Source organism: Providencia zhijiangensis (genome assembly GCF_030315915.2).
Taxonomy (GTDB): domain Bacteria; phylum Pseudomonadota; class Gammaproteobacteria; order Enterobacterales; family Enterobacteriaceae; genus Providencia; species Providencia zhijiangensis.
In genome coordinates this window covers 3,232,867-3,255,086 of the sequence record NZ_CP135990.1, presented here as the reverse complement: position 1 = coordinate 3,255,086, position 22,220 = coordinate 3,232,867, and the positions used below count along the sequence as shown (strand labels likewise).

22 protein-coding genes are annotated in these 22,220 nt (G+C 45.8%); 14 read left to right on the top strand and 8 right to left on the bottom strand.

Translation table 11 applies throughout. The features are described 5' to 3' along the window. Positions 1-125 precede the first annotated feature (125 nt). From glpA to glpC, 3 genes are read left to right on the top strand one after another with little or no spacing between them, the layout of a single operon-like run. Positions 126-1,781 carry an anaerobic glycerol-3-phosphate dehydrogenase subunit A gene (gene glpA, locus QS795_RS14860; protein ID WP_181477588.1) on the top strand — a complete coding sequence of 552 codons (1,656 nt, stop codon included), beginning with the start codon at positions 126-128 and terminating at the stop codon, positions 1,779-1,781. Beyond that, entirely contained in the window at positions 1,771-3,066 is a 1,296-nt protein-coding gene (glpB, locus tag QS795_RS14855) for a glycerol-3-phosphate dehydrogenase subunit GlpB (RefSeq protein WP_154603497.1), read from the top strand. The genes glpA and glpB overlap by 11 nt, the downstream gene beginning before the upstream one ends. Continuing rightward, positions 3,063-4,259, top strand: a complete 1,197-nt coding sequence (glpC, locus tag QS795_RS14850; RefSeq protein ID WP_006659019.1) for an anaerobic glycerol-3-phosphate dehydrogenase subunit GlpC — start codon at positions 3,063-3,065, stop codon at positions 4,257-4,259. Before glpB ends, glpC begins: the two co-directional genes overlap by 4 nt. Before the next feature lie 93 nt (positions 4,260-4,352). Here glpC and QS795_RS14845 read toward each other — a convergent pair whose 3' ends face one another. Then, on the bottom strand, positions 4,353-5,021 hold the full coding sequence (locus QS795_RS14845; protein ID WP_318626570.1) for a 7-cyano-7-deazaguanine/7-aminomethyl-7-deazaguanine transporter: 669 nt from the start codon (positions 5,019-5,021) through the stop codon (positions 4,353-4,355). 161 nt (positions 5,022-5,182) lie between these two features. On the opposite strand from QS795_RS14845, the gene tusA reads away from it, so the two are divergent. Beyond that, the gene (gene tusA / locus QS795_RS14840; RefSeq protein WP_286269725.1) at positions 5,183-5,437 is read left to right on the top strand and encodes a sulfurtransferase TusA; all 255 of its coding nucleotides are present in this window, start codon (positions 5,183-5,185) and stop codon (positions 5,435-5,437) included. Between the two features lie 68 nt (positions 5,438-5,505). On the opposite strand, the gene QS795_RS14835 is transcribed toward tusA, so the two are convergent. The 3 genes from QS795_RS14835 to QS795_RS14825 form a co-directional block, all read right to left on the bottom strand. Continuing rightward, positions 5,506-6,420 carry an Rpn family recombination-promoting nuclease/putative transposase gene (locus QS795_RS14835; protein WP_286269727.1) on the bottom strand — a complete coding sequence of 305 codons (915 nt, stop codon included), beginning with the start codon at positions 6,418-6,420 and terminating at the stop codon, positions 5,506-5,508. Positions 6,421-6,619: 199 nt separating this feature from the next. After that, positions 6,620-8,962 carry a zinc/cadmium/mercury/lead-transporting ATPase gene (locus tag QS795_RS14830; RefSeq protein ID WP_286269729.1) on the bottom strand — a complete coding sequence of 781 codons (2,343 nt, stop codon included), beginning with the start codon at positions 8,960-8,962 and terminating at the stop codon, positions 6,620-6,622. 148 nt (positions 8,963-9,110) lie between these two features. Further along, on the bottom strand, positions 9,111-9,740 hold the full coding sequence (locus QS795_RS14825; RefSeq protein WP_154639342.1) for a lysoplasmalogenase: 630 nt from the start codon (positions 9,738-9,740) through the stop codon (positions 9,111-9,113). Positions 9,741-9,898: 158 nt separating this feature from the next. Here QS795_RS14825 and QS795_RS14820 point away from each other — a divergent pair, with 158 nt between their 5' ends. Continuing rightward, positions 9,899-10,252, top strand: a complete 354-nt coding sequence (locus tag QS795_RS14820) for a DUF2500 domain-containing protein (RefSeq protein ID WP_286269733.1) — start codon at positions 9,899-9,901, stop codon at positions 10,250-10,252. 4 nt (positions 10,253-10,256) lie between these two features. Here QS795_RS14820 and QS795_RS14815 read toward each other — a convergent pair whose 3' ends face one another. Both QS795_RS14815 and rsmD read right to left on the bottom strand, forming a co-directional pair. After that, positions 10,257-10,541, bottom strand: coding sequence for a DUF1145 family protein (locus QS795_RS14815; protein WP_036956002.1), 285 nt, complete (start codon positions 10,539-10,541; stop codon positions 10,257-10,259). Next, complete coding sequence (gene rsmD, locus QS795_RS14810; RefSeq protein ID WP_286269735.1) at positions 10,531-11,148, bottom strand: 16S rRNA (guanine(966)-N(2))-methyltransferase; 618 nt, start codon at positions 11,146-11,148, stop codon at positions 10,531-10,533. Before rsmD ends, QS795_RS14815 begins: the two co-directional genes overlap by 11 nt. A 217-nt stretch (positions 11,149-11,365) precedes the next feature. On the opposite strand from rsmD, the gene ftsY reads away from it, so the two are divergent. From ftsY to rpoH, 4 genes are all read left to right on the top strand, one after another. After that, a complete protein-coding gene (ftsY, locus tag QS795_RS14805) occupies positions 11,366-13,123 on the top strand; it encodes a signal recognition particle-docking protein FtsY (RefSeq protein WP_286269737.1) in 1,758 nt (585 codons plus the stop codon). A 6-nt stretch (positions 13,124-13,129) separates the two neighbouring features. Further along, positions 13,130-13,795, top strand: coding sequence for a cell division ATP-binding protein FtsE (ftsE, locus tag QS795_RS14800; protein ID WP_036956008.1), 666 nt, complete (start codon positions 13,130-13,132; stop codon positions 13,793-13,795). Then, entirely contained in the window at positions 13,788-14,765 is a 978-nt protein-coding gene (gene ftsX, locus QS795_RS14795) for a permease-like cell division protein FtsX (RefSeq protein ID WP_286269740.1), read from the top strand. Before ftsE ends, ftsX begins: the two co-directional genes overlap by 8 nt. Positions 14,766-14,967: 202 nt before the next feature. Then, positions 14,968-15,843 carry an RNA polymerase sigma factor RpoH gene (rpoH, locus tag QS795_RS14790; protein WP_108478418.1) on the top strand — a complete coding sequence of 292 codons (876 nt, stop codon included), beginning with the start codon at positions 14,968-14,970 and terminating at the stop codon, positions 15,841-15,843. A gap of 94 nt (positions 15,844-15,937) precedes the next feature. On the opposite strand, the gene gloA2 is transcribed toward rpoH, so the two are convergent. Together gloA2 and panM are read right to left on the bottom strand one after the other, a co-directional pair. Continuing rightward, positions 15,938-16,324, bottom strand: coding sequence for an SMU1112c/YaeR family gloxylase I-like metalloprotein (gloA2, locus tag QS795_RS14785; RefSeq protein WP_154603490.1), 387 nt, complete (start codon positions 16,322-16,324; stop codon positions 15,938-15,940). Continuing rightward, positions 16,321-16,737, bottom strand: coding sequence for an aspartate 1-decarboxylase autocleavage activator PanM (panM, locus tag QS795_RS14780; RefSeq protein WP_318626569.1), 417 nt, complete (start codon positions 16,735-16,737; stop codon positions 16,321-16,323). Before panM ends, gloA2 begins: the two co-directional genes overlap by 4 nt. A 390-nt stretch (positions 16,738-17,127) precedes the next feature. Between panM and QS795_RS14775 the strand changes: the two genes are divergently transcribed. The 5 genes from QS795_RS14775 (at position 17,128) to livF (ending at position 22,010) form a co-directional block, all read left to right on the top strand. Further along, on the top strand, positions 17,128-18,237 hold the full coding sequence (locus QS795_RS14775; protein ID WP_132496626.1) for a branched-chain amino acid ABC transporter substrate-binding protein: 1,110 nt from the start codon (positions 17,128-17,130) through the stop codon (positions 18,235-18,237). A 107-nt stretch (positions 18,238-18,344) separates the two neighbouring features. Beyond that, entirely contained in the window at positions 18,345-19,271 is a 927-nt protein-coding gene (livH, locus tag QS795_RS14770; protein ID WP_036956017.1) for a high-affinity branched-chain amino acid ABC transporter permease LivH, read from the top strand. Continuing rightward, positions 19,268-20,536 (top strand): high-affinity branched-chain amino acid ABC transporter permease LivM, encoded by a 1,269-nt coding sequence (locus QS795_RS14765; protein ID WP_318626568.1) that lies wholly within the window; start codon positions 19,268-19,270, stop codon positions 20,534-20,536. The genes livH and QS795_RS14765 overlap by 4 nt, the downstream gene beginning before the upstream one ends. Then, entirely contained in the window at positions 20,533-21,309 is a 777-nt protein-coding gene (gene livG, locus QS795_RS14760; RefSeq protein WP_154638813.1) for a high-affinity branched-chain amino acid ABC transporter ATP-binding protein LivG, read from the top strand. The genes QS795_RS14765 and livG overlap by 4 nt, the downstream gene beginning before the upstream one ends. Beyond that, positions 21,309-22,010, top strand: coding sequence for a high-affinity branched-chain amino acid ABC transporter ATP-binding protein LivF (livF, locus tag QS795_RS14755; protein ID WP_154638812.1), 702 nt, complete (start codon positions 21,309-21,311; stop codon positions 22,008-22,010). Before livG ends, livF begins: the two co-directional genes overlap by 1 nt. Positions 22,011-22,220: the final 210 nt, after the last annotated feature.

Below are 22,220 nucleotides of genomic sequence, written 5' to 3'. Positions count from 1 at the left end.
TTGACTTTCGTTTTTGTTCCTTATCAAACATTGGGCGCTTTTTTGAGCTTATATTAACTATAGACTATAAAAATAGAAACTATACTTATCGAATAGTGAAGATTAATTAATGTGAGGAATGCGACATGAATGGCTCATCTGTGACTGAAACGGATGTCATCATTATCGGTGGTGGCGCAACAGGTGCAGGTGTCGCTCGTGACTGCGCTCGCCGTGGATTAAAAGCAGTTTTGCTAGAACGGCATGATATTGCGACAGGTGCAACAGGGCGTAACCATGGCTTGCTACACAGTGGTGCTCGTTATGCTGTGACAGATAGTGAATCGGCAAGAGAGTGTATAGAAGAAAACAAAATTCTTAAGCGTATTGCCCATCATTGTGTTGAAAAAACCGATGGACTCTTTATTACCCTACCTGAAGATAGTCTCGAATATCAGCAGCAATTTATCACCGCTTGCCAATCCGCTGGCATTGATGCTCAAGCGATTGATCCCGCGGAAGCTATTCGTTTAGAGCCTTCAGTTAACCCGCGTTTAATTGGTGCGGTTCGCGTGCCTGATGGTACTGTCGACCCATTCCGTCTAACCGCTGCCAATATGCTCGATGCGCGCGAACATGGCGCTAAAGTGCTGACTTACCATGAAGTAATTGGTTTGATCCGCCAAGGGGACAAAGTCCGCGGCGTGACGGTTTATGACCATCAAGCTAAACGCCAATATGATATTCATGCGCAAATCGTGGTGAATGCTGGCGGAATTTGGGGACAGAAAATTGCCGAATATGCCGATCTGAAAATCAAAATGTTCCCAGCGAAAGGGGCATTACTTATTTTAGGTCACCGTCTTAACAATATGGTGATCAACCGTTGTCGTAAACCGGCAGATGCGGACATTCTGGTTCCGGGGGATACCATTTCTCTGATTGGTACTACGTCAACGCACATCGAATATGACCAAATCGATAATATGTATGTGACACCAGAAGAAGTGGATATTTTGATCCGCGAAGGTTCTATGTTGTCACCAGCATTAGCGACAACGCGCATCTTACGCGCGTATGCAGGTGTTCGCCCATTAGTGGCGAGTGATGATGACCCTTCTGGTCGTAACGTAAGCCGCGGTATCGTGTTACTCGACCACGCAAAACGCGATGGTTTAGATGGTTTCATTACCATTACGGGCGGTAAGTTAATGACTTATCGCTTAATGGCAGAATGGGCGACCAATAAAGTTTGTGAAAAATTGGGTGTTACGACCCCATGTACAACTGCTGAAGCACCACTGCCAGGTTCTCAACACAGTGCAGAAGAAGCGCTGCGCAATGTGGTTTCTATCCCTGCACCTATTCGCGGTTCGGCGGTTTATCGTCATGGTGATAGGGCGTCTGCGATCCTCAGCGCGAATCGTTTAGATAAAAGCTTAGTGTGTGAGTGTGAAGCGGTGACGGCGGGTGAGGTTCGTTATGCAGTGGAATCTTTAACCGTCAATAACTTGCTTGATTTACGCCGTCGTACCCGTGTGGGTATGGGGACGTGCCAAGGTGAACTTTGCGCTTGCCGCGCGGCGGGATTACTCAATCGTTTTAACGTCACTACACCACATGAAACCGAGCAGCAACTGGGGCACTTCTTAAATGAGCGTTGGAAAGGGGTGAGACCGATTGCTTGGGGGGATGCTTTGCGTGAAAGCGAGTTCACCAGTTGGGTATATCACGGATTATGTGGCATGAATGAAAGTACATTGAGCCAGCCTGCTCAGAAGGAGGCAGAGAATGAAATATGATGCAGTAGTGATGGGCGGAGGCCTTGCCGGTCTTATCTGTGGAATTCGTCTGACTCAATCAGGACTTTCTTGTGCCATCGTGAGTGCAGGGCAGAACGCACTGCATTTCTCGTCGGGCTCATTGGATTTATTAACGCATCTTCCTGATGGCACTCAAGTTGAGCAACCGCTGTCCATGTTGGAAGCGCTAAAACAACAAGCACCGAGTCATCCGTACAGTTTGATTGGGGCAGAAAAAGTCGCTGAGCTGGCTAAATTGGCACAGACTACACTACAGCAAGCAGGGCTACATCTAAAAGGTTCTTGCGAAGAAAACCATTACCGTATTACGCCGTTAGGTCATAAGCGAATGACATGGCTTAGCCCTGAGTCGGTACCAACAACTGCGCTCCATCAACCGATGGAATTAGGCAAAATTGCCGTTGTGGGCATTGAAGGTTTCCTCGATTTTCAACCGCAAATGGTGGCGGATGAGCTAGACCGTCAAGGGCTCGAAGCCGAGGCGTGCTATGTCCACTTACCGTTACTTGACCGCTTAAGAGAAAACCCAAGCGAGTTCCGAGCGATTAACGTAGCACGCTGGTTAGATAGACCTGAAAATATGGCGCAAATTGTGGAAGAAATTGCACCGTTAGTTGCTAATGCGGATGCGGTGTTTATGCCTGCGTGTATTGGTCTTGACAGTGAAGAGCCAATGTTAGAGTTGCAGAAACGCTTAGGTAAGCCGCTATTTTTACTGCCAACATTACCGCCATCTTTATTAGGTATTCGCCTTCATGAAATGCTATTACGCCAGTTCCGCCGTCAAGGCGGGATCATGATGCCGGGTGATAAAGTCACTTCCGTCAATTTCGTGGGGTCACGTATTGAATCTGTGCAAACCCGTAATCACGGCAATATTTCATTGAAAGCTAAACATTTTGTGTTGGCGACGGGAAGTTTCTTTAATAACGGTTTGGTCGCGAAATTTGACCAAGTGTATGAACCCTTGATGAATTTGGATTTAGGCGAAATCGGCGACCGCGCCAAATGGACGAACAAAGAGTTCTTCGCATCTCAGCCATACATGGCGTTTGGTGTACAAACCGACGGAAATTTACGCGGTAAAAAACACGGTGAAACCATCGAAAACCTGTATATCGCAGGTGCGGTCTTAAGCGGGTTTGATCCACTAACTCAAGGCTGCGGTGCAGGGGTTTCGCTGGTCACGGGCTTATATGCTGCGAATGAAATCGTGAATGAATTTGCTAAAGATCAAGCCATGCAGGCGGAGGTGGCACAATGAGTATTCAAGATGCAAGCTTTGAAAGCTGTATAAAATGTACTGTTTGTACCACCTATTGCCCAGTGGCAAAGGCGAACCCACTGTATCCAGGGCCAAAACAAGCGGGTCCTGATGGTGAGCGTTTACGCTTAAAAGATCCGATGATGTACGATGATGCATTGAAATTCTGTACTAACTGTAAGCGTTGTGAAGTGGCGTGCCCGTCTGATGTGAAGATTGGAGATATTATCGCCCGCGCGCGTAACACCTATAGCCAGCAGAAACCGAAACTGCGCGATGCGATTTTAAGCCATACAGACATTATGGGCTCCTTATCGACCCCATTTGCCCCTGTAGTCAATACTATTACGGGTTTAAAACCCGTTCGCCAAATTCTGGATAAAGCCCTGAAAATTGACCATCGTCGTGAGCTGCCGAAATATTCATTCGGGACTTTCCGTCGTTGGTACGGTAAACAAGCCGCAGAGCAGGCGAAGTTTGAAGAGCAAGTGGCATTCTTCCATGGCTGCTATGTGAACTATAACCATCCGCAACTGGGTAAAGATTTAATCAAAGTTTTCAATGGTATGAATATTGGTGTTCAGCTGTTAAAACGTGAAAAATGTTGTGGTGTGGCACTGATCGCAAACGGATTTATGAAGCAAGCGAAACGCCAAGCGAATGTGAATTTGGAATCACTCCAAGAGACGATTCTGGAGAAACATATTCCCGTCGTGGCGACCTCATCGACTTGTACATTTACCATTCGTGATGAGTATACCCATGTGCTGGATGTTGATACCTCTGAGATGCGCGATAACATTGAATTAGCGACCCGCTATATTTATCGTCTGCTGGAAGAAGGGCGCGAACTGAAACTGAAGCACACTCCATTAAAAGTGGCTTATCACACGCCGTGCCATATGGAAAAAATGGGTTGGACATCCTACACCCTTGAACTGATCAAGCGCGTACCGGGTGTTGAACTGATTGTCTTAGATTCACAATGCTGCGGTATCGCAGGAACTTACGGGTTCAAAAAAGAGAACTACGAAGTTTCCCAAGGTATTGGAGCTGGGCTATTCCGTCAAATTGAAGAGAGTGGCGCGGATATGGTGATCACCGACTGTGAAACCTGTAAATGGCAAATTGAAATGTCCACCAGCAAGAAATGTGAACACCCAATTTCGCTGCTAGCTCGCGCACTCGAATAATCAATGGTTGTGTTGAGCAATGTGAAAAGTCGTTAGGTATTAATCAAGTTAACCCTTTGGGAGATAAGTGATGGCTTATCTCCCTTTTTTATCTCAGTGCTGCGGGGATAATTGTTTCTTGCTGGCGGTAGCGAAGAAAGTCTTCAAAATAAAGTTCAGTAATAAACCGTAGGCTGGCAAGAAGAACAGCATACAAATTAATAACTTGAAGACGTAATCAACAAGGGCGATTTCCATCCAATTCGCTGCCATAAACGGGTCGCTGCTTTGATAAAACGCGATAAAGAAGAACGCGATGGTATCAATCAAGTTACCAAAAAACATGGCGCATGCGGGAGCCACAAACCAACGTTTGTTTTGGCGCAGGTGGTTAAACACGCTGACATCCAAGATTTGACCGAGGACATATGCCATAAAACTTGCCGCCGCGATACGCGCAACAAACAGGTTAAATGTCATGATAGCCGCAAAACCTTGCCATTCTCCTTGGAAGAACAGAGCAGAAATCACATACGAAATTAATAATGCCGGTAGCATGACCGCAGTGATAATTCGACGAGCTAATGGCGCACCATAGATGCGAACTGTTAAGTCCGTAGCAAGGAAAATAAAGGGAAAGGTAAACGCACCCCAGGTAGTATGAAACCCAAAAATATTAATGGGTAACTGCACCAAGTAGTTGCTGGATGTAATAATTAAAATATGAAATAACGATAGCCAAATTAACGCAGTGGCTTTTTGCTGCGGAGTAAACGTAAACATATTGTACCTTTTTAGTCGCAATGGGGTGAGGGAACCCATGAATAACATCCCTAAATTGGGAAGAGCGCATCATACTCTCGTTGCGCAACAAAATCAAAACTGTTCATCCACTGCGCGTGGCTTTACAATAAGCGCATTGATGACCAAGAGAATGTGGTGTTATGTCTGACTTATTTTCTAATCCAACGAAAACCCTTGATACGCTAGGGCTGCGCTGCCCCGAACCTGTGATGCTGGTACGTAAAACCGTACGCAATATGGCGGACGGTGATACTTTGTTAATTATTGCAGATGACCCTGCCACCACCCGCGATATTCCCGGTTTTTGCCGTTTTATGGAGCACGAGCTGCTGGCGGTTGAAGTGGAGAATGCGCCGTATCGTTATTTATTGCGCAAAAAATCCAGCGGCTTGTAATACCTAGTCAGCGGTATTGATGAGAGATAGCCTTTTTGCTTCGCAGGAGGCTATCATTGCTGGACGATTTAACTAAGCGCTTGAATTTCACTGGCTGATAATCCAGTGAGTTTGCTGATAACGTCAATGTCTAAACCAAGTTGTAAGCTTTTAAAAGCAATTTGTTGTAGCGTTTCTTCTCTTCCTTCTTCTTTTCCTTCGACTCTACCCTCAACTTTTCCTTCGTTTTTTAACCGCTGTGCAATATTCATAATAGCTCCTCGATGGTTTTCGGCTTGATCGACTAACGTCTTAACGATATGGGTGTAATAAGGTGAATCCATGATGATAAATAAGTAATTCAAGATAGTGACCACATCATCTTTGTCATTATAGTGGTTGTTTAATATTTGAACGAAGTGCTCAGTGACTCTCTGGTGGTCATTTCGTAGTTTTTTGTGTTTCATTGCGAGTTCCATCACAGCGATTTTGCGGTGACTAACTATTTCGGTATCCTCAACTACGGTGATGTCCACCAACGGGAAAGGGCTGCTATACAGATCATGAGCTATTTCAGCGTGGGGCAAGCATTGTGTCCATGTACCTTCATAAGGATAGGGGGATGTTTCCCCGTGATAAAACAGAATGGGAACAACGAGCGGTAAGGTTTTATGCCCTTGCTGTAGATGTTGATTCATCGCCATAAATGCGTAGTGCATTAAACGCCAACCCATCAACTTGTCAGGTGTTGATTGATGCTCGACTAACAAATAGATATAGCTATCTCCCATTTTTGTTTGTACAGAATAGAGAACATCGGAAAACCGAGTTCTCAGTTTGCTATCAATAAAGGCTGAATTAATGAGGGTAAGCGTATCGAAATCGCACAAGCGTTTAATTTGCTCAGGTAAATGAAGCTCAAAGAAATCTCGGGCATTCCCCTGCTTTGTCATAAAGCCTTTAAAGGCGGCATCATGAGGTATTGAACTTGCATTATTAGCCATATCCACGCTCAGCAAATGTTGTCGATGACCGAGATATTACCCAATATTTCTGTGTGCGGGAGAAAAGTTAGTCCTAAATTCAGGCGGTGAATGGTTCATGTAACTCTTTGCTGTAATTGGTGATTTTAAATTTTCCACGCATAAAAAAAACGCCGTAATGATGGTCATTACGGCGTTGATATATCAAACTAACAGAAGGCTATTTTTTGACTTCGGGTAGCTTAACGCGCAGTAAGCGAACCGCGTTGGCGGTGACTAATGCGGTAGCACCAGAATCTGCTAATACCGCCACCCATAAACCTGTAATACCTAATAGACTGGTGACTAAGAAAACCGCTTTTAAGCCCAAGGCGATAGTGATGTTCTCGCGGATTATCTTCCGTGTGGCTCTGGATAATGCGACGATTTCAGGTAATCCAGTCAAACGGTTATGAGTTAAAGCGGCATCCGCAGTTTCTAAAGCAACGTCAGTACCGCCACCCATTGCGACACCAATACTTGACGCTTTCATAGCTGGGGCATCATTAATACCGTCACCCACCATCATAGTGTTGTGGTCGCGATTAAGCTCCATCACGGCGGTCACTTTATCTTCTGGCAATAATCCAGCACGGAACTCCATACCCAACTGATTTGCAATGGCGCTGGCAGCACGCGGGTTATCCCCTGTTAGCATCACGGCATTAACATTCAGTGATTTCAACATCGCCATCGCATCAGCGGCATCGCTACGTAAGGTATCTTGCAGAGCGGTTAAGCCGATAACTTGGCCATCTTCTAACGTGACGACAACCGTTTTACCTTGTGCTTCTAACGCTTCCACTTTTGCTTGCCACTGGCTGCTTAATGGTGGTTCAACCCTTGATGGCGCACTAACTAACACTTGCTTACCGTTAAAAGAACCTTCGACCCCTTTACCCGCTAGTGCTTTACGCTCTAACGCTTCCTCAACAGTGATAGATAATTCTTCAGCTTTGTTGACGATAGCTTTAGCCAGTGGATGGTGAGAGCCAACTTCAACCGAGGCGGTGATACGAATTAATTCGCTTTCACCCAGACCTTCAACAGGAACAACATCGGTGACGTGCGGTTTACCTTCTGTCAGGGTGCCCGTTTTATCCAGTGCAATCGTGGTGACTGTTCCCAACTGTTCTAATGCTGCACCGCCTTTAATTAAAGCGCCACGTCGAGTCGCCGTTGCCAGTGCCGAGGTAATTGCCGCTGGGGTTGAGATAACCAGCGCACAAGGGCAACCAATTAATAGCAAAGTCAGACCGCGGTAAATCCAAGTGTCCCATGCTGCGCCGAAGAACATTGGCGGGATCACTATCACCAAAGCTGAAATCAGCATGATAATTGGGGTATAGATGCGGCTGAAACGGTCGATGAATCGCTCAATCGGCGCACGACGCTCTTCGGCTTCTTCAATCAGTTGCAAGATACGGTCGATAGCATTTTGGCCTTGCTCTGATACCACTTCCATTTGTACCGCTTTGTCGACGGACAAACAGCCCGCAGCCACCTTTTCCCCAGCACTGCGTTCTACAGGAACGGATTCACCGGTTAATGCGCTTTCATCAAAACTCGCAAACCCTGCAACCAGAACCGCATCGGTCGGTAATCGACCACCAGGTGCAATTTCAATGATGTCACCAGGGCGTAACTGTGCGACAGGAACCGACGTTTTTTGTCCATCCTTGATAAGTACGGCATCTTCAGGCACTAAAGCCATGAGTGCGCTAACACCTCGGCGAGCGCGTCCCGCAGAGTAGGACTCAAGCATTTCACCCAGCATAAACAGTAAGATAACCATGGCGGCCTCTTCTGTTGCTTGGATGAAAATCGCCCCTACAGCAGCAACGGTCATCAAGGTTTCAATCGCAAATGGCGTACCAGTACGGATCAAACGTAATGATTTACGCGCGATAGGGTATAACCCAAATAACGTGGTTAGGATAAACGCCACGTTACCCAGTTGTGGGTTAACAAACTCCAATCCCCAGCTGATTGCCATGAGGATCGCTAAAATAATGACGGGTTTTGCTTCACTCAGTAAACTTGGTGGCGGTGCTGATGCTGCACTCGCGCTTCCTACATCATGGAGCTCGTAACCCGCAGCTTCGACCGTTGAACGAACGACTGCAGTGACGTCTTTGTCAGCGTCCACGACGAGTTTTTCAGTGGCAAAGAGAACTTTGGCTTGAGCGACTTCGCGAATTTGGGAAATCGCGTTTTCGATTTTAGCCGCGCAGCTTGGGCAGTCCATTCCACGTACAATCCAGCTAAAGCGCTGTTTAGCAGTTTGGGTAGGCTCTACATCATCATTTGCAGCGGATGCTGAGCTACAGCAGCTACCATGTTGATGGGATTTTTCATCGTCATCATCATGAGCATGATTTTTGTCATCGCCATGATGATGTTCATGGGATGATGCGTCATGGCTCACAGCTTTGCTAGTCTCTACAGCTGCGGATGAGCAAGTGTTTCCTGAGCAGCAAGACGTGCTGTGTGCATGGGTATCTTTATGAGAGTGTGAGTGCATAAGCGCCCCCTTTTTCTAGATGCGTTTTTAACCATGTTCTCTAATTAAGGTTAAGTTTACACTTTGGAGTAGACTCTAGAGTCAAACGAAAAAGAGGAAGCCAATTGATAAAATTTTCAAATAGCACGTTTTATCAATTGGCGGGGGATTATAAATAAATGGCCCGAACAATAAAGAACTGGCCGAGGAAGTAGAATGCGGCTACGACTGCTTTCGAGGCTTTGAATGGGAAACGGAAATGGGCAATTAGCCAGATGCAGTGAGATAAAAACAGCATAGAAGCGCCCACCATAATCGAGAAATTAAATTCTCGACCTAAGCCAAAGTATTGGTCTCCTGCCACCCACATCATAATCATGCTCATAATAATAGAGGCGAAAACAACAGGCTGTTGGCTTTCCAGTTTTCCCCAAATCAGCACCAAGGTGACGGCTGCGATAGCGATAGGGACGATGAGCCAAGGCAGATACAGACCAAAGTTGAATTGCATTCCAAAGCTAATGGTGTAGACCAGATAACTTAAGAACATCAGCCCTAAAGAAGTAAGCAAGTGCTCACTAGAAAACATTCTCGAGAGGTCAGCAACTAAGGAAAGCAGTAAACCGCCTAAAATTAGGTAGGTTTGCGCATTTAAGTCGTCAGAACTCCATCCCCAGAATAGTAGAAGAAGCAAAGTAATAGGGCGGAATAACCAACGTTGCCACTCAGGACCACGATAGGCTGCATCAACGTACAGCCAGCCAGAAAATAAAACAGCGAGGAATGGCCAACTAATCATACACATATCCTTAAGAGTTTCTGGAAAAGAGAAATCACCAAGAGCGATTAAATATAAATGAACTATACCGCGTCTCGCATAAATTGTATGGCGTTTATCTGCAATTTGAGCGATAGAGGGTATATACTTATGATAATTCTAAGCTAAATATATAAATTATGAATAAGCCAATTCTCTTAATTATTGTTCTCGCGATTATCGCCGTGTTAGCCACTAAGCGTTTTTTTGACCAAAAGAAACAGAATGAAATTAATGATAATTCATTGCCTGTCAGTCAGTTAGTGCTCGTTAAAGATAAAAAGGATTACCCTTATCCAAATATGCGTTCCCGGGAACGCGATGTGGTATCTCCTGAAACTTTTCGCTATGAACTTTATTTTCAGACTCAAGCTTCAGGAGAAACGATTAAAGTGATCGTCAGCGAAGAGCAGTACCAAGGTGTTGAGTTGGGCGCTAAAGGTAAGCTAACCCTACAAGGTACGCGATTTATTCGCTTCGAACACTCTGAATAAACGATTATTTCTTTTTAGCGGCTTCAATAGCCGCTTTTGTTTTCTTATGCATGGCAAGCATTTCAAACACGCCAAAAAAGAAAATTTTTGTCTGCTGGAGCCCTGTTAGCTTTTGATCTTTTGGTAAGCTGGCTTTCAGGAAGATAGTCTGCAATGCGTGCATGAAAATCATAAATACCATTGCAACATCCATGAAATATTTCAATGGCTTAGGAAATGGATGCACAATATTAAAGATCATAAAGCCCCAAACACAAATCATGAGCAGACGTCCGATATTAATCAGCATCTTTTTCTCCCTGCATACTTGATGAATTAACAGATTGACGAATAAACAGACGATACGCAACTTGGCCAGCGACCTTTTCACGGTGTAGCTGCCAGTTTGCGGGAATATCAGTAAGTGGTAACTCCGCTTCTGACTCTACATAAATCCAACTTTCATCAGCTAACCACTGATTTTTTTCCAGTAGCGTGATGGTTTCTCCAAGTAGCCCTTTACGAAAAGGTGGGTCGATAAACACCACATCACAAGGCGTTCCTACTTGGCTGAGAACGGTGAGGCTGCTGTTATTAATAATGGTCGCATTATCAGCGTCTAAGCGAACTTTGTTCTCACTAAGAAGCTTGGCATTTTGTTTATCAAGTTCAATAAACGTGACGTGCTCGGCAAAGCGAGATAAGGCTTCAAAACCTAAAGCGCCGCTACCTGCGAAGCAATCAAGACAGCGAGCATCACGGATCACTGGCATGAGCCAGTTAAAGAGCGTTTCTTTGATGCGATCAGTGGTGGGACGTAAGCCCTCACTATCGCGTACAGGCAGTTTTCGCCCACGCCACTTACCACCAATGACACGAATTTGCCCCAAGGAGGCTGTTTGTGGTTTTTTTGCCATAATATGTATAGTTGCTTAGTTCATTGAGGAATGTATAAATTATTGGGGACTATTGTAGCGCTTCGGTTTCACGGTTTTAACAGAAAAATAAGAATAAATTGTCAGGATTTTTCTTTCAGATATGTGTTGCTGCGCGATGAAATGATAGACTGCATGTAATTTTATTGCGATTTAATTTTTAAACGCCATGTTTTTACCGCGAGGAGTGTAGTGGCTGATGGCTAAAGATAAGAAAAAAGGCTTTTTCTCATGGTTGGGATTTGGTCGTAAGAATGAAGAAGAAACCCAGCAATCGGATGTCGAACTGAAAAATGATGTTGTTCATGATACAGAGCAACAGGATGCCGCTACAGCAGAAGCTGAGCGTCAACATCAGGCAGAGCTTGATGCAATTAAAGCGGCTGAAGATGAAGCGGAGCGCCAATATCAAGTAGAACAAGATGCGATCACGGCTGCTGCGGAAGAAGCAGAACGCCAGCATAAAGCACAATTAGAGGCGATGCGCATTGCGGCAGAAAATGCAGAGCAAGCGCGCCAAGCGGCAGAAGAAAAGCGTATAGCAGAAGAAAAAGCGGCGAGAGAAGCGTTAGAAGCGCAGGCTTTACGCCAAGCTGAAGAAGCCGCGGAGCGCCAACATCAAATCGAGCAGGCTGCGATTAAAGCTGCCGAAGAAGAAGCGGAACGCCAGCATCAAGCTGAGTTAGCTGTTATCAAAGCCGCAGAAGAAAAAGCGGAACGTGAATACCAAGCAGCGGAAACCGCTCGTCTAGCGCAAGAGCAAGCTGATCGCGAGCGTCAAGAGGCGGAAATCACTCGCTTGGCGGAAGAAGAAGCGGAGCGCCAACGCCAAGCTGAACTTGCTGCTATCAAAGAAGCCGAAGAAAAAGCCGAACGCGAACGCCAAGAGGCAGAAGCAGCTCGCTTAGCGGAAGAAGAAGCAGCTCGCATTGCAGAGGAAGAGGCCGAAGCGGCACGTTTAGCCGAGGAAGAAGCGCAAAAGCAAGCGGAAGAAGACGCTGCGAAAACTCAGCCAGTTGAGCAGGAAAAACCGAAAAAAGAAGGCTTTTTCAGCCGACTGAAGAAAGGCTTATTAAAAACTCGTCAAAATTTAGGTTCGGGTTTCCTTGGTCTATTCAAGGGCAAAAAAATCGATGACGACCTTTTTGAAGAGCTAGAAGAGCAGTTATTAATTGCGGATGTCGGTGTTGAAACTACCCGTAAAATCATTGATAACTTAACTCAGCACGCTTCCCGTAAAGAGCTAAAAGATGCCGAAGCGTTGTACGGCAAGCTGCGTGAAGAAATGTCTGATATTTTAGCCACCGTAGACAAACCATTAGAGATCGAAGGTAAAAAACCTTATGTTATTCTGATGGTTGGTGTTAACGGTGTGGGTAAAACTACCACGATTGGTAAATTAGCACGTCAGTATCAATCAGAAGGTAAGTCCGTCATGCTGGCGGCGGGTGATACATTCCGTGCCGCGGCAGTTGAACAACTGCAAGTGTGGGGCGATCGTAACAATATTTCAGTTGTCGCTCAGCATACTGGTGCGGATCCTGCTTCCGTGATTTTTGATGCGATTCAATCTGCTCAAGCAAAAGGTGTCGATGTGTTGATCGCCGATACCGCAGGGCGCTTACAAAATAAAGCGCACTTAATGGAAGAATTGAAGAAAATTGTCCGCGTGATGAAGAAGCTTGATGAGTCAGCCCCTCATGAAATTATGTTGACCCTTGATGCGAGCACCGGACAAAATGCGGTTAGTCAGGCTAAAATTTTCAATGACGCCGTAGGTTTAACCGGTATTACACTGACAAAACTCGATGGTACAGCAAAAGGTGGCGTAATCTTCTCAATCGCTGATCAATTCGGTATTCCAATTCGTTATATCGGGATTGGTGAAGGTATTGAAGATTTACGCCCATTTAAAGCCGATGACTTTATCGAGGCTCTATTTGCCCGAGAGGAATAATTTTCGATGATCCGCTTTGAACATGTGAGTAAAGCTTATCGCGGTGGCCGCCAAGCGCTCCAAGGGGTAGATTTCCATCTACGCCCTGGGGAAATGGCATTTTTAACGGGTCACTCAGGCGCAGGTAAAAGTACATTACTTAAACTGATTTGTGGTATTGAGCGCCCAAGTGCGGGTCATATTCTGTTTAATGGTCACGATATCAGCCGACTAAAAGACAGAGAGATCCCTTTTCTGCGCAGACAGATCGGCATGATTTTCCAAGATCACCATCTGTTATTTGACCGCACAGTTTATGACAACGTGGCGATGCCGCTGATTATTTCTGGTGCAAGTAGCGAAGATATTCGCCGACGCGTGAGCGCAGCATTGGATAAAGTCGGTTTGTTGGATAAAGCGAGAAACTTCCCAATCCAACTGTCTGGTGGTGAACAGCAGCGCGTGGGAATCGCACGCGCAGTGGTGAATAAGCCAACGATGCTTCTCGCGGATGAGCCGACAGGTAACCTTGATAATGAGTTATCTGAAGGCATTATGCGTTTATTTGAAGAGTTTAACCGCGTGGGTGTGACCGTATTAATGGCAACCCACGATATTGCGTTGATTGAACGCCGTAATTTGCGTGTATTGACCTTAAGCGAAGGTCGGATGCTTGGAGGTCAACATGGCTAAGAATGTCCGCAAAGCGAAGCCAGAACGTGCCATGCAATCAAAAAGCAAAGCACTCAAAGGTGGCTGGCGTGAGCAGTGGCGATACTCTTGGTTAAATGCGCTGGCTGATATGCTACGTCAACCGCTGGCAACCTTTTTAACCGTGATGGTCATTGCCATTTCATTAGCGCTGCCAAGTCTGTGTTATATCGTTTGGAAGAATGTTTCTCAAGCGGCTGAACAGTGGTATCCGACGCCTCAGTTGACGGTCTATCTGGATAAGTCTCTCGATGAGCAAGGGGGACAAAATGTGGTGACCCAGCTTGAAGCCCTTGATGGCGTTGCTCATGTGAATTACTTATCTCGCGATCAAGCGATATCGGAATTCCGTAGCTGGTCTGGCTTTAGTACCGCATTAGATATGCTAGAAGAGAATCCACTACCAGCAGTGGCAATTATCACCCCGAAACTGGATTTTGAAGGTTCGAATGCCTTAACCACACTGCGGGACCGTGTCAGTCAAGTTAACGGCATTGAAGAAGTTCGAATGGATGATAGCTGGTTCTCACGCCTAGCGGCATTAACGCGGTTGGTGGGACAAGTGGCATCGGTGATTGGCATCTTAATGATAGTTTCATTGTTCTTAGTGATTGGTAATAGTGTGCGGTTAAATATCTTTGCCCGTCGCGATACCATCAATGTGATGAAACTGATTGGGGCTACCGATGGCTTTATCATGCGACCGTTCTTAAATGGCGGGGTGGTATTAGGTGCCTTGGGTGCGGTGATCGCCCTCATTATGACATTCTTACTGGTGTGGCAGCTGTCCGATTTAGTCGCGCAAGTAGCCAGCGTATTTGGTACGCAATTCCACATTGAAGGGCTACTGTGGGAAGAGGCTCTGTTGATTATTTTAATGTCTGCAATTGTGGGCTGGGTAGCGGCATGGCTGGCAACATTACAACATTTACGCCATTTCAGACCAGAATAATTTAGTTGTTCCCATCGGTGCTAACTTATTGGCACTGATGGGAAAAATAAATTTCTGCGAACTTCTTTTCTAATTATGTGTCAGATATTGACCTGCGGTTAACTATTCTTGTATATAATTTATTTAACGCGGCTAAGCTGATAGACTACGGTTTGTCTGTATCGACTCTCTCCCATTTCAGTACAATTCATAGAGGATCTTAATGACCAAAGACATGCAATCATTAGCGCTTGTTCCACAAGGAAGTATTGAAGCTTATATGCGAGCTGCCAATGCTTACCCGATGCTGACCGCAGAGGAAGAAAAGGAACTGGCAGAAAGGCTGCATTACGATGGTGACCTCGAAGCTGCTAAGCAACTGATTTTATCCCATTTGCGCTTTGTTATTCACATCGCGCGTAGCTATGCAGGCTATGGTTTACCACAAGCTGACTTAATTCAGGAAGGCAATATCGGCCTGATGAAGGCTGTGCGTCGCTTTAATCCTGAAGTGGGTGTGCGTTTGGTGTCTTTCGCAGTGCATTGGATCAAAGCGGAAATTCATGAATACGTTTTACGCAACTGGCGTATCGTTAAAGTCGCAACAACAAAATCCCAGCGTAAGTTATTCTTCAACTTAAGAAAGAATAAAAAACGCCTTGGTTGGTTTAACCAAGAAGAGGTGGATATGGTTGCGCAAGAGCTAGGCGTGAGCACCAAAGATGTGCTGGAAATGGAATCACGTATGGCGGCACAAGACATGGCATTTGATATGTCTGACGACGATGATAGCGGTGATTTCGGTGGCCCTGTTGCGCCGGTGCTTTTTCTCCAAGATAAGTCTTCTGATTTTGCTAATACCATTGAAGATGATAACTGGGAAAGCCACGCGACTGACCGCTTAGCAGATGCATTAGCGTCATTAGATGAGCGCAGCCAAGATATCATTCGTGCTCGTTGGTTGGATGATGACAACAAAACGACGCTGCAAGAACTGGCCGACAAATATGGCGTTTCCGCTGAGCGTGTTCGCCAGCTTGAAAAGAACGCCATGAAAAAGCTACGTCTTGCGATGGAAGATGAAGACGACGAGATGTAATGTTTCTTGCCCGTCTACGTTATCTGCATTTATTTCCTTTGATTGGAAAATAGATGCAGATAACTTATTCCTTTCCCCTAGTTCCCCCTAGTAATTAACGGGAATAAAGTTCTAAAGGCAGTCCATCTGGATCCGTAAAGAAGGTAAAACGCTTCTGAGTATACGGGTCGATTCTTACCCCCTCACACACCACCTGATTTTGTGCCAAATAGGCAATCCATTCCTCGATATTATCCACCTCAAACGCTAAATGACGTAATCCAGTCGCTTCAGGGTAACTGAGTCTTTTGGGCGGATTGGCGAAACTAAACAGCTCAATCTGATAATGCTCTCCAAAAGCTAAATCTGCTTTCCATGAGTCATTCTCTGGACGGTAATATTCTGAGAGAAGCTGTAATCCAAGGATCTGGCAGTAAAAATGCTTACTCTTAGCAAAGTCGGAGCAAATAATAGCAACGTGATGAATTTTATTAAGTTTCATACTGATGGCTCGATGTTTAGCTGCCAATGATGGGTTTCTTCGGTGGGTTGAAAACCACAAGCGACAAGAAATTTCTCCAAAGCAATTTTGTTTTGCGGTTCCACGCCTTGCAAGTCAAAGATCCAATGGCGAATTTCAGGTTGTTGACGGCAAATTTCCTGTAAAAGATATAACCCAACGCCGCGGCGTCGAGTGATTTCACGGACATTAAAATCACAGATCGTACCTTGTTGTTGATAAATAAACACTTTAGCCGCCGCTAATAATCGCTCATTAAAATGCGCCCCATAAAAACGTACACCAGACTCAAGACTTTGTTCGAGTTGTGTTCGATTCTGGTCTAGCCAGATCTTCGATAAGTCGATGTAGTGTTGCTCAGTAGGATTGACCAGAGGGATGATGGTAAGTCTCATGTTGTTTTGATCCATTTCATGGTGCATGTTGCACGCTATTCTAACAGCAGAGTGATCTGTAACCGATTTTTTAATTTCAAAGAGAAAAATTTGGTATTGATGAATTTTCCGAGTTTCCCTCGGATTAAGCCAAATTTAACCGGAATATAACACTAGCATTTACAAAAAATACACGTTTTATCATTAGCTTTTTATTCTGCAATTGATGTAAATAGCTGCCTCATTCATTTGCTATTTAGCATAATTCTCTTGTTTAATAGTCTGAAATATATAGCCTTATTGGCCGTATTTTGAAATATCAGGCATTGAACCTGTCACCTATAATAATTGATTATAAATCAATCACAAACACTCACAATCATACACAATATTGATGGCGGGGACGCACGAATGAAGAATATTAATAAAGCATTATTAGCGGGTTGTATCGCAATGGCATTAAGTCCAGCTGGATGGGCGAAAGAGATTAAAATCGCAGTTGTCGGCGCTATGTCAGGCCCCGTTGCTCAGTATGGTGATATGGAATTTACGGGAGCTCGCCAAGCTATTGCGGATATTAATGCGAAGGGTGGAATTAACGGCGATACACTGGTTGCCGTTGAATACGACGATGCGTGTGACCCAAAACAAGCAGTTGCGGTCGCCAACAAAGTGATTAACGATGGCATCAAACATGTTATTGGCCACCTCTGCTCCTCCTCCACTCAACCGGCTTCAGATATTTATGAAGACGAAGGCGTTTTGATGATCACTCCTGCGGCGACCAATGCGGATTTAACCACCCGTGGCTACCAGTTGATCATGCGTACAACAGGTTTGGATTCTGACCAAGGCCCAACAGCGGCGAAATACATTATCGAAAAAATTAAACCGAAGCGCATTGCTGTCGTCCATGATAAGCAGCAATACGGCGAAGGTTTGGCTCGCTCAGTACGTGAAAGCTTAAACAAAGCGGGTGTGAAAGAAGTCATGTTTGAAGGTGTCACTGCGGGTGATAAAGATTTCTCTGCACTGGTCGCTAAACTGAAAAAAGAGAACGTCGATTTTGTCTATTTCGGTGGCTACTACCCAGAAATGGGGCAAATCTTACGCCAAGCGAAGCAATCTGGTCTGAACATTCGCTTTATGGGGCCTGAAGGTGTGGGTAACTCTTCACTGTCGAATATTGCGGGAGACGCCTCAGAAGGTATGTTGGTGACATTACCGAAACGTTATGACCAACTTCCAGCTAACCAATCCATCGTCGATGCGATTAAAAAGAAAAAAGAAGATCCAACAGGACCATTTGTATGGACAACTTATGCCGCAATTCAAGGCTTAACCACGGCGATGCAGCGTACAGGCAGCACGGAACCTGATGTGCTGGCGAAAGATCTGAAAGCTAACCCTGTGGATACCGTTATGGGGCAATTAAGCTGGAAGCCAAATGGTGACCTGAAAGGTTTCGAATTCGGTGTGTTTGAATGGCACAAAGACGGAACCTCTACTGCACAAGAGTAACTCTCATCTGTATTGAGAAATGATATTCAGTGATGAGCTGGAAGCTTGGTAACGGGCTTCCAGCTTCTGCTCTCCATAGAGGGACAGTAGTTTGAAAGGATAATCTTATGTCAGACCAAATTCTGTATTTTATTCAGCAATTCCTCAATGGCTTAACGTTAGGAAGCACTTACGCGCTGATCGCTATCGGCTATACCATGGTGTACGGCATCATCGGGATGATCAACTTCGCCCACGGCGAAGTGTACATGATTGGTAGCTACGTTTCGTTCATTGTCATTGCGGGCTTAATGATGCTCGGTATCGATGTGGGCTGGATCCTCATTGCGGCGGCGTTTGTGGCGGCCATTGTGGTATCAAGCTCCTATGGTTGGAGTATCGAGCGCGTTGCTTACCGTCCCGTTCGTCACTCTAAGCGCCTGATTGCGCTGATCTCGGCGATCGGGATGTCCATCTTCTTACAAAACTACGTCAGTCTGTCTCAAGGATCCCGCGATCTGGCGTTGCCAAGCCTGATTACTGGGCAGTGGGTCTTAGGTGAAAGTGATGGCTTCTCTGCCATTGTCACCAAAATGCAGCTGACTATCTGGATTGTGACCTTCCTTGCGATGCTGGCATTAACGCTGTTTATCCGCTATTCCCGTATGGGGCGTGCCTGCCGTGCGTGTGCGGAAGATTTAAAAATGGCAAGTCTGCTGGGTATCAACACTGACCGCGTGATCTCTTTGACTTTCGTGATCGGTGCGACGATGGCGGCGGTTGCAGGCGTGTTATTAGGGCAATTCTACGGCGTAATTAACCCGTATATTGGCTTTATGGCGGGAATGAAAGCTTTCACCGCAGCTGTATTAGGTGGAATTGGTAGCATCCCCGGTGCGATGCTGGGCGGCTTGATCCTCGGTGTTGCGGAAGCCATGACCTCGGCGTATTTAAGCACAGAATATAAAGATGTCGTCTCATTTGGTTTATTGATTGGTGTTCTGTTGATCATGCCAACTGGCATTCTGGGTCGCCCGGAGGTCGAAAAAGTATGAGAAAAGAAAACTGGATCAGTGCCATTATTGCCTCCGTCACCTTCTTTATTTTAGCCGTGTTTATGATGGGGCTAAAATTAGGCCTCGATGGGACTAAGCTGATAGTGGAGTCTGGGGGAGACGTTCGTTGGAATTGGATCTTCGTCGGCATAGTCATTATCTTTGTGTATCAATTAATTCGCCCTGCATTAAGCAAAGTGTGGCAAGGCGTGCCCAAAAAATCGTGGGCGTTACCGGATTTTGATGGCGGCTCGCTCAGACAAAAAATTATCGGGATCGCGATTATTATTGGGGCGATTATCTGGCCGTTTTTGGTGTCTCGCGGCAGTGTGGATATTGCCACATTAACCCTGATCTACGTGATGCTGGGGCTGGGCTTAAACGTCGTGGTTGGGTTATCCGGATTACTGGTGCTCGGCTATGCGGGCTTCTACGCTATCGGTGCTTACACCTTTGGCTTACTCAATCATTATTATGATTTTGGTTTCTGGGAAAGCTTACCGATTGCCGGCTTAACAGCGGCATTAGCAGGGTTCTTATTAGGTTTCCCTGTGCTGAGGTTGCGGGGTGACTATTTGGCGATCGTCACCCTTGGTTTTGGGGAGATCGTGCGTATTTTATTATTAAATAATACTGAGATCACCGGTGGCCCTAATGGGATCAGCCAGCTGCCAAAACCGACCTTCTTTGGCTTAGAATTTAGCCGTACTGCTAAAGAGGGTTGGGATACATTCCATAACTTCTTCGGCTTAGATTACAACCCCGGCGACCGGATCATTTTCCTCTATTTTGTGGCGCTGTTGCTGGTGGTGATCACCTTGATCGTGATCAGCCGCTTGTTACGGATGCCATTAGGGCGCGCGTGGGAAGCGCTACGTGAAGATGAAATTGCGTGTCGATCATTAGGCTTAAGCCCGACGCGTATTAAATTAACCGCTTTTACGATCAGTGCAACATTTGCAGGGTTTGCAGGAGCGTTATTTGCTGCACGACAAGGGTTTATCAGCCCTGAATCCTTCACTTTCGCTGAATCAGCCTTTGTATTGGCGATCGTGGTGCTTGGTGGAATGGGATCGCAAACGTCGGTGATTTTAGCCGCGATCATCTTGGTGGTATCAAGGGAGATGATGCGCGATCTGAATGAATACAGCATGTTGCTGCTAGGGGCGTTGATGGTGCTGATGATGATCTGGCGGCCACAAGGTTTATTGCCGATGCAGCGCCGTCAAATGAAGCTGAAAAATGTGCAGGGAGGCGGATCATGATCACAGCAACACCTTTACTGCAAGTCAGTGGCTTAACCATGCGATTTGGTGGCTTGCTAGCCGTCAACAATGTCGAACTGACCTTGAATCAGGGGGAAATTGTTTCATTGATTGGCCCTAATGGCGCAGGCAAGACCACCATATTTAACTGTCTAACGGGGTTTTATAAGCCAACCAGCGGGACAATTTTGTACCGGGATAAGCATCTTGAAGGGCTTCCGGGTCAGGCCATTGCTCGCCTTGGGGTGATCCGTACGTTCCAGCATGTTCGCTTATTCAAAGAAATGACGGTGATTGAAAACTTATTAGTGGCTCAGCACCAACATCTGAAAAGCGGTATTTTCTCAGGCTTACTGAAAACGCCTGCATTTCGCCGTGCAGAAGCCGAAGCGGTAGATAACGCGGTGCAATGGCTAGAGCGGGTCAATCTTTCTGAATTTGCTAACCGCCAAGCGGGGAATCTGGCGTATGGTCAACAGCGTCGCCTAGAAATTGCCCGCTGTATGGTGACGCGACCTGAAATTTTGATGCTGGATGAGCCAGCGGCAGGGTTAAACCCGAAGGAAACTAACGATCTGGATGAGTTAATTGCAGAGTTGAGAACCCATCATAATGTCTCTATCTTATTGATAGAACATGATATGAAACTGGTGATGGGCATTTCTGACCGAATTTATGTGGTGAACCAAGGAACACCTCTGGCGAACGGAACACCGAACGAAATTCGCCAGCATCCGGATGTGATCAAAGCCTACTTGGGAGAAGCTTACTGATGCTGGAATTTAAACAAGTTTCCACCCATTACGGAAAAATTCAGGCACTGCATGATGTCAGCTTAAATATCCAAAAAGGGGAAATTGTCACGCTGATTGGCGCCAATGGTGCAGGAAAAACCACGTTACTCAGTACGTTATGTGGCGACCCTCGCGCATCCTCTGGTCAGGTACTTTATCGGGGGGCGGATATTACTCAGCTACCGACACCGCAAATTATGCGTAAAGACATTGCACTCGTGCCGGAAGGTCGACGGGTATTCTCTCGTATGACCGTTGAGGAAAACTTGGCAATGGGTGGTTTTTTTGCGGATCGCCATCAATATCACGAGCGTATTGAACGGGTTTATTCGTTATTCCCAAGGTTGCATGAACGTCGTAGCCAGCGTTCAGGAACCATGTCCGGCGGTGAGCAGCAGATGCTTGCCATTGGGCGGGCGCTAATGAGCCAGCCGGAATTGTTGCTGTTGGATGAACCTTCATTGGGGCTGGCGCCAATTATCATTATGCAAATTTTTGACACCATTTTGCAGCTACGGGAAGAGGGAATGACCATCTTTTTGGTGGAGCAAAATGCTAACCAAGCACTGAAACTGGCTGATCGCGGGTATGTGTTAGAAAATGGGCACATTGTTTTGGAAGACACCGGAAAAGCCTTACTGGCGAATGAAGCGGTACGTAGCGCTTATTTAGGCGGATAGTTTAACTGTATAGTCAGTAATAAGCCTCGAGCAAAAACACCCCATAAAATATATCGGATATTTATGGGGTGTTTTCTTTGGTGGCGATTAATGCACAAGGTTAAGTATGAAACGCGTGTATCGCCTGTAACGGCGATCAGCTTAATGTGAGGCTTCTCCCATTTTTGCTATTTGCTTGTTTCTGCATAGAAAATCAAATGTATATACAAG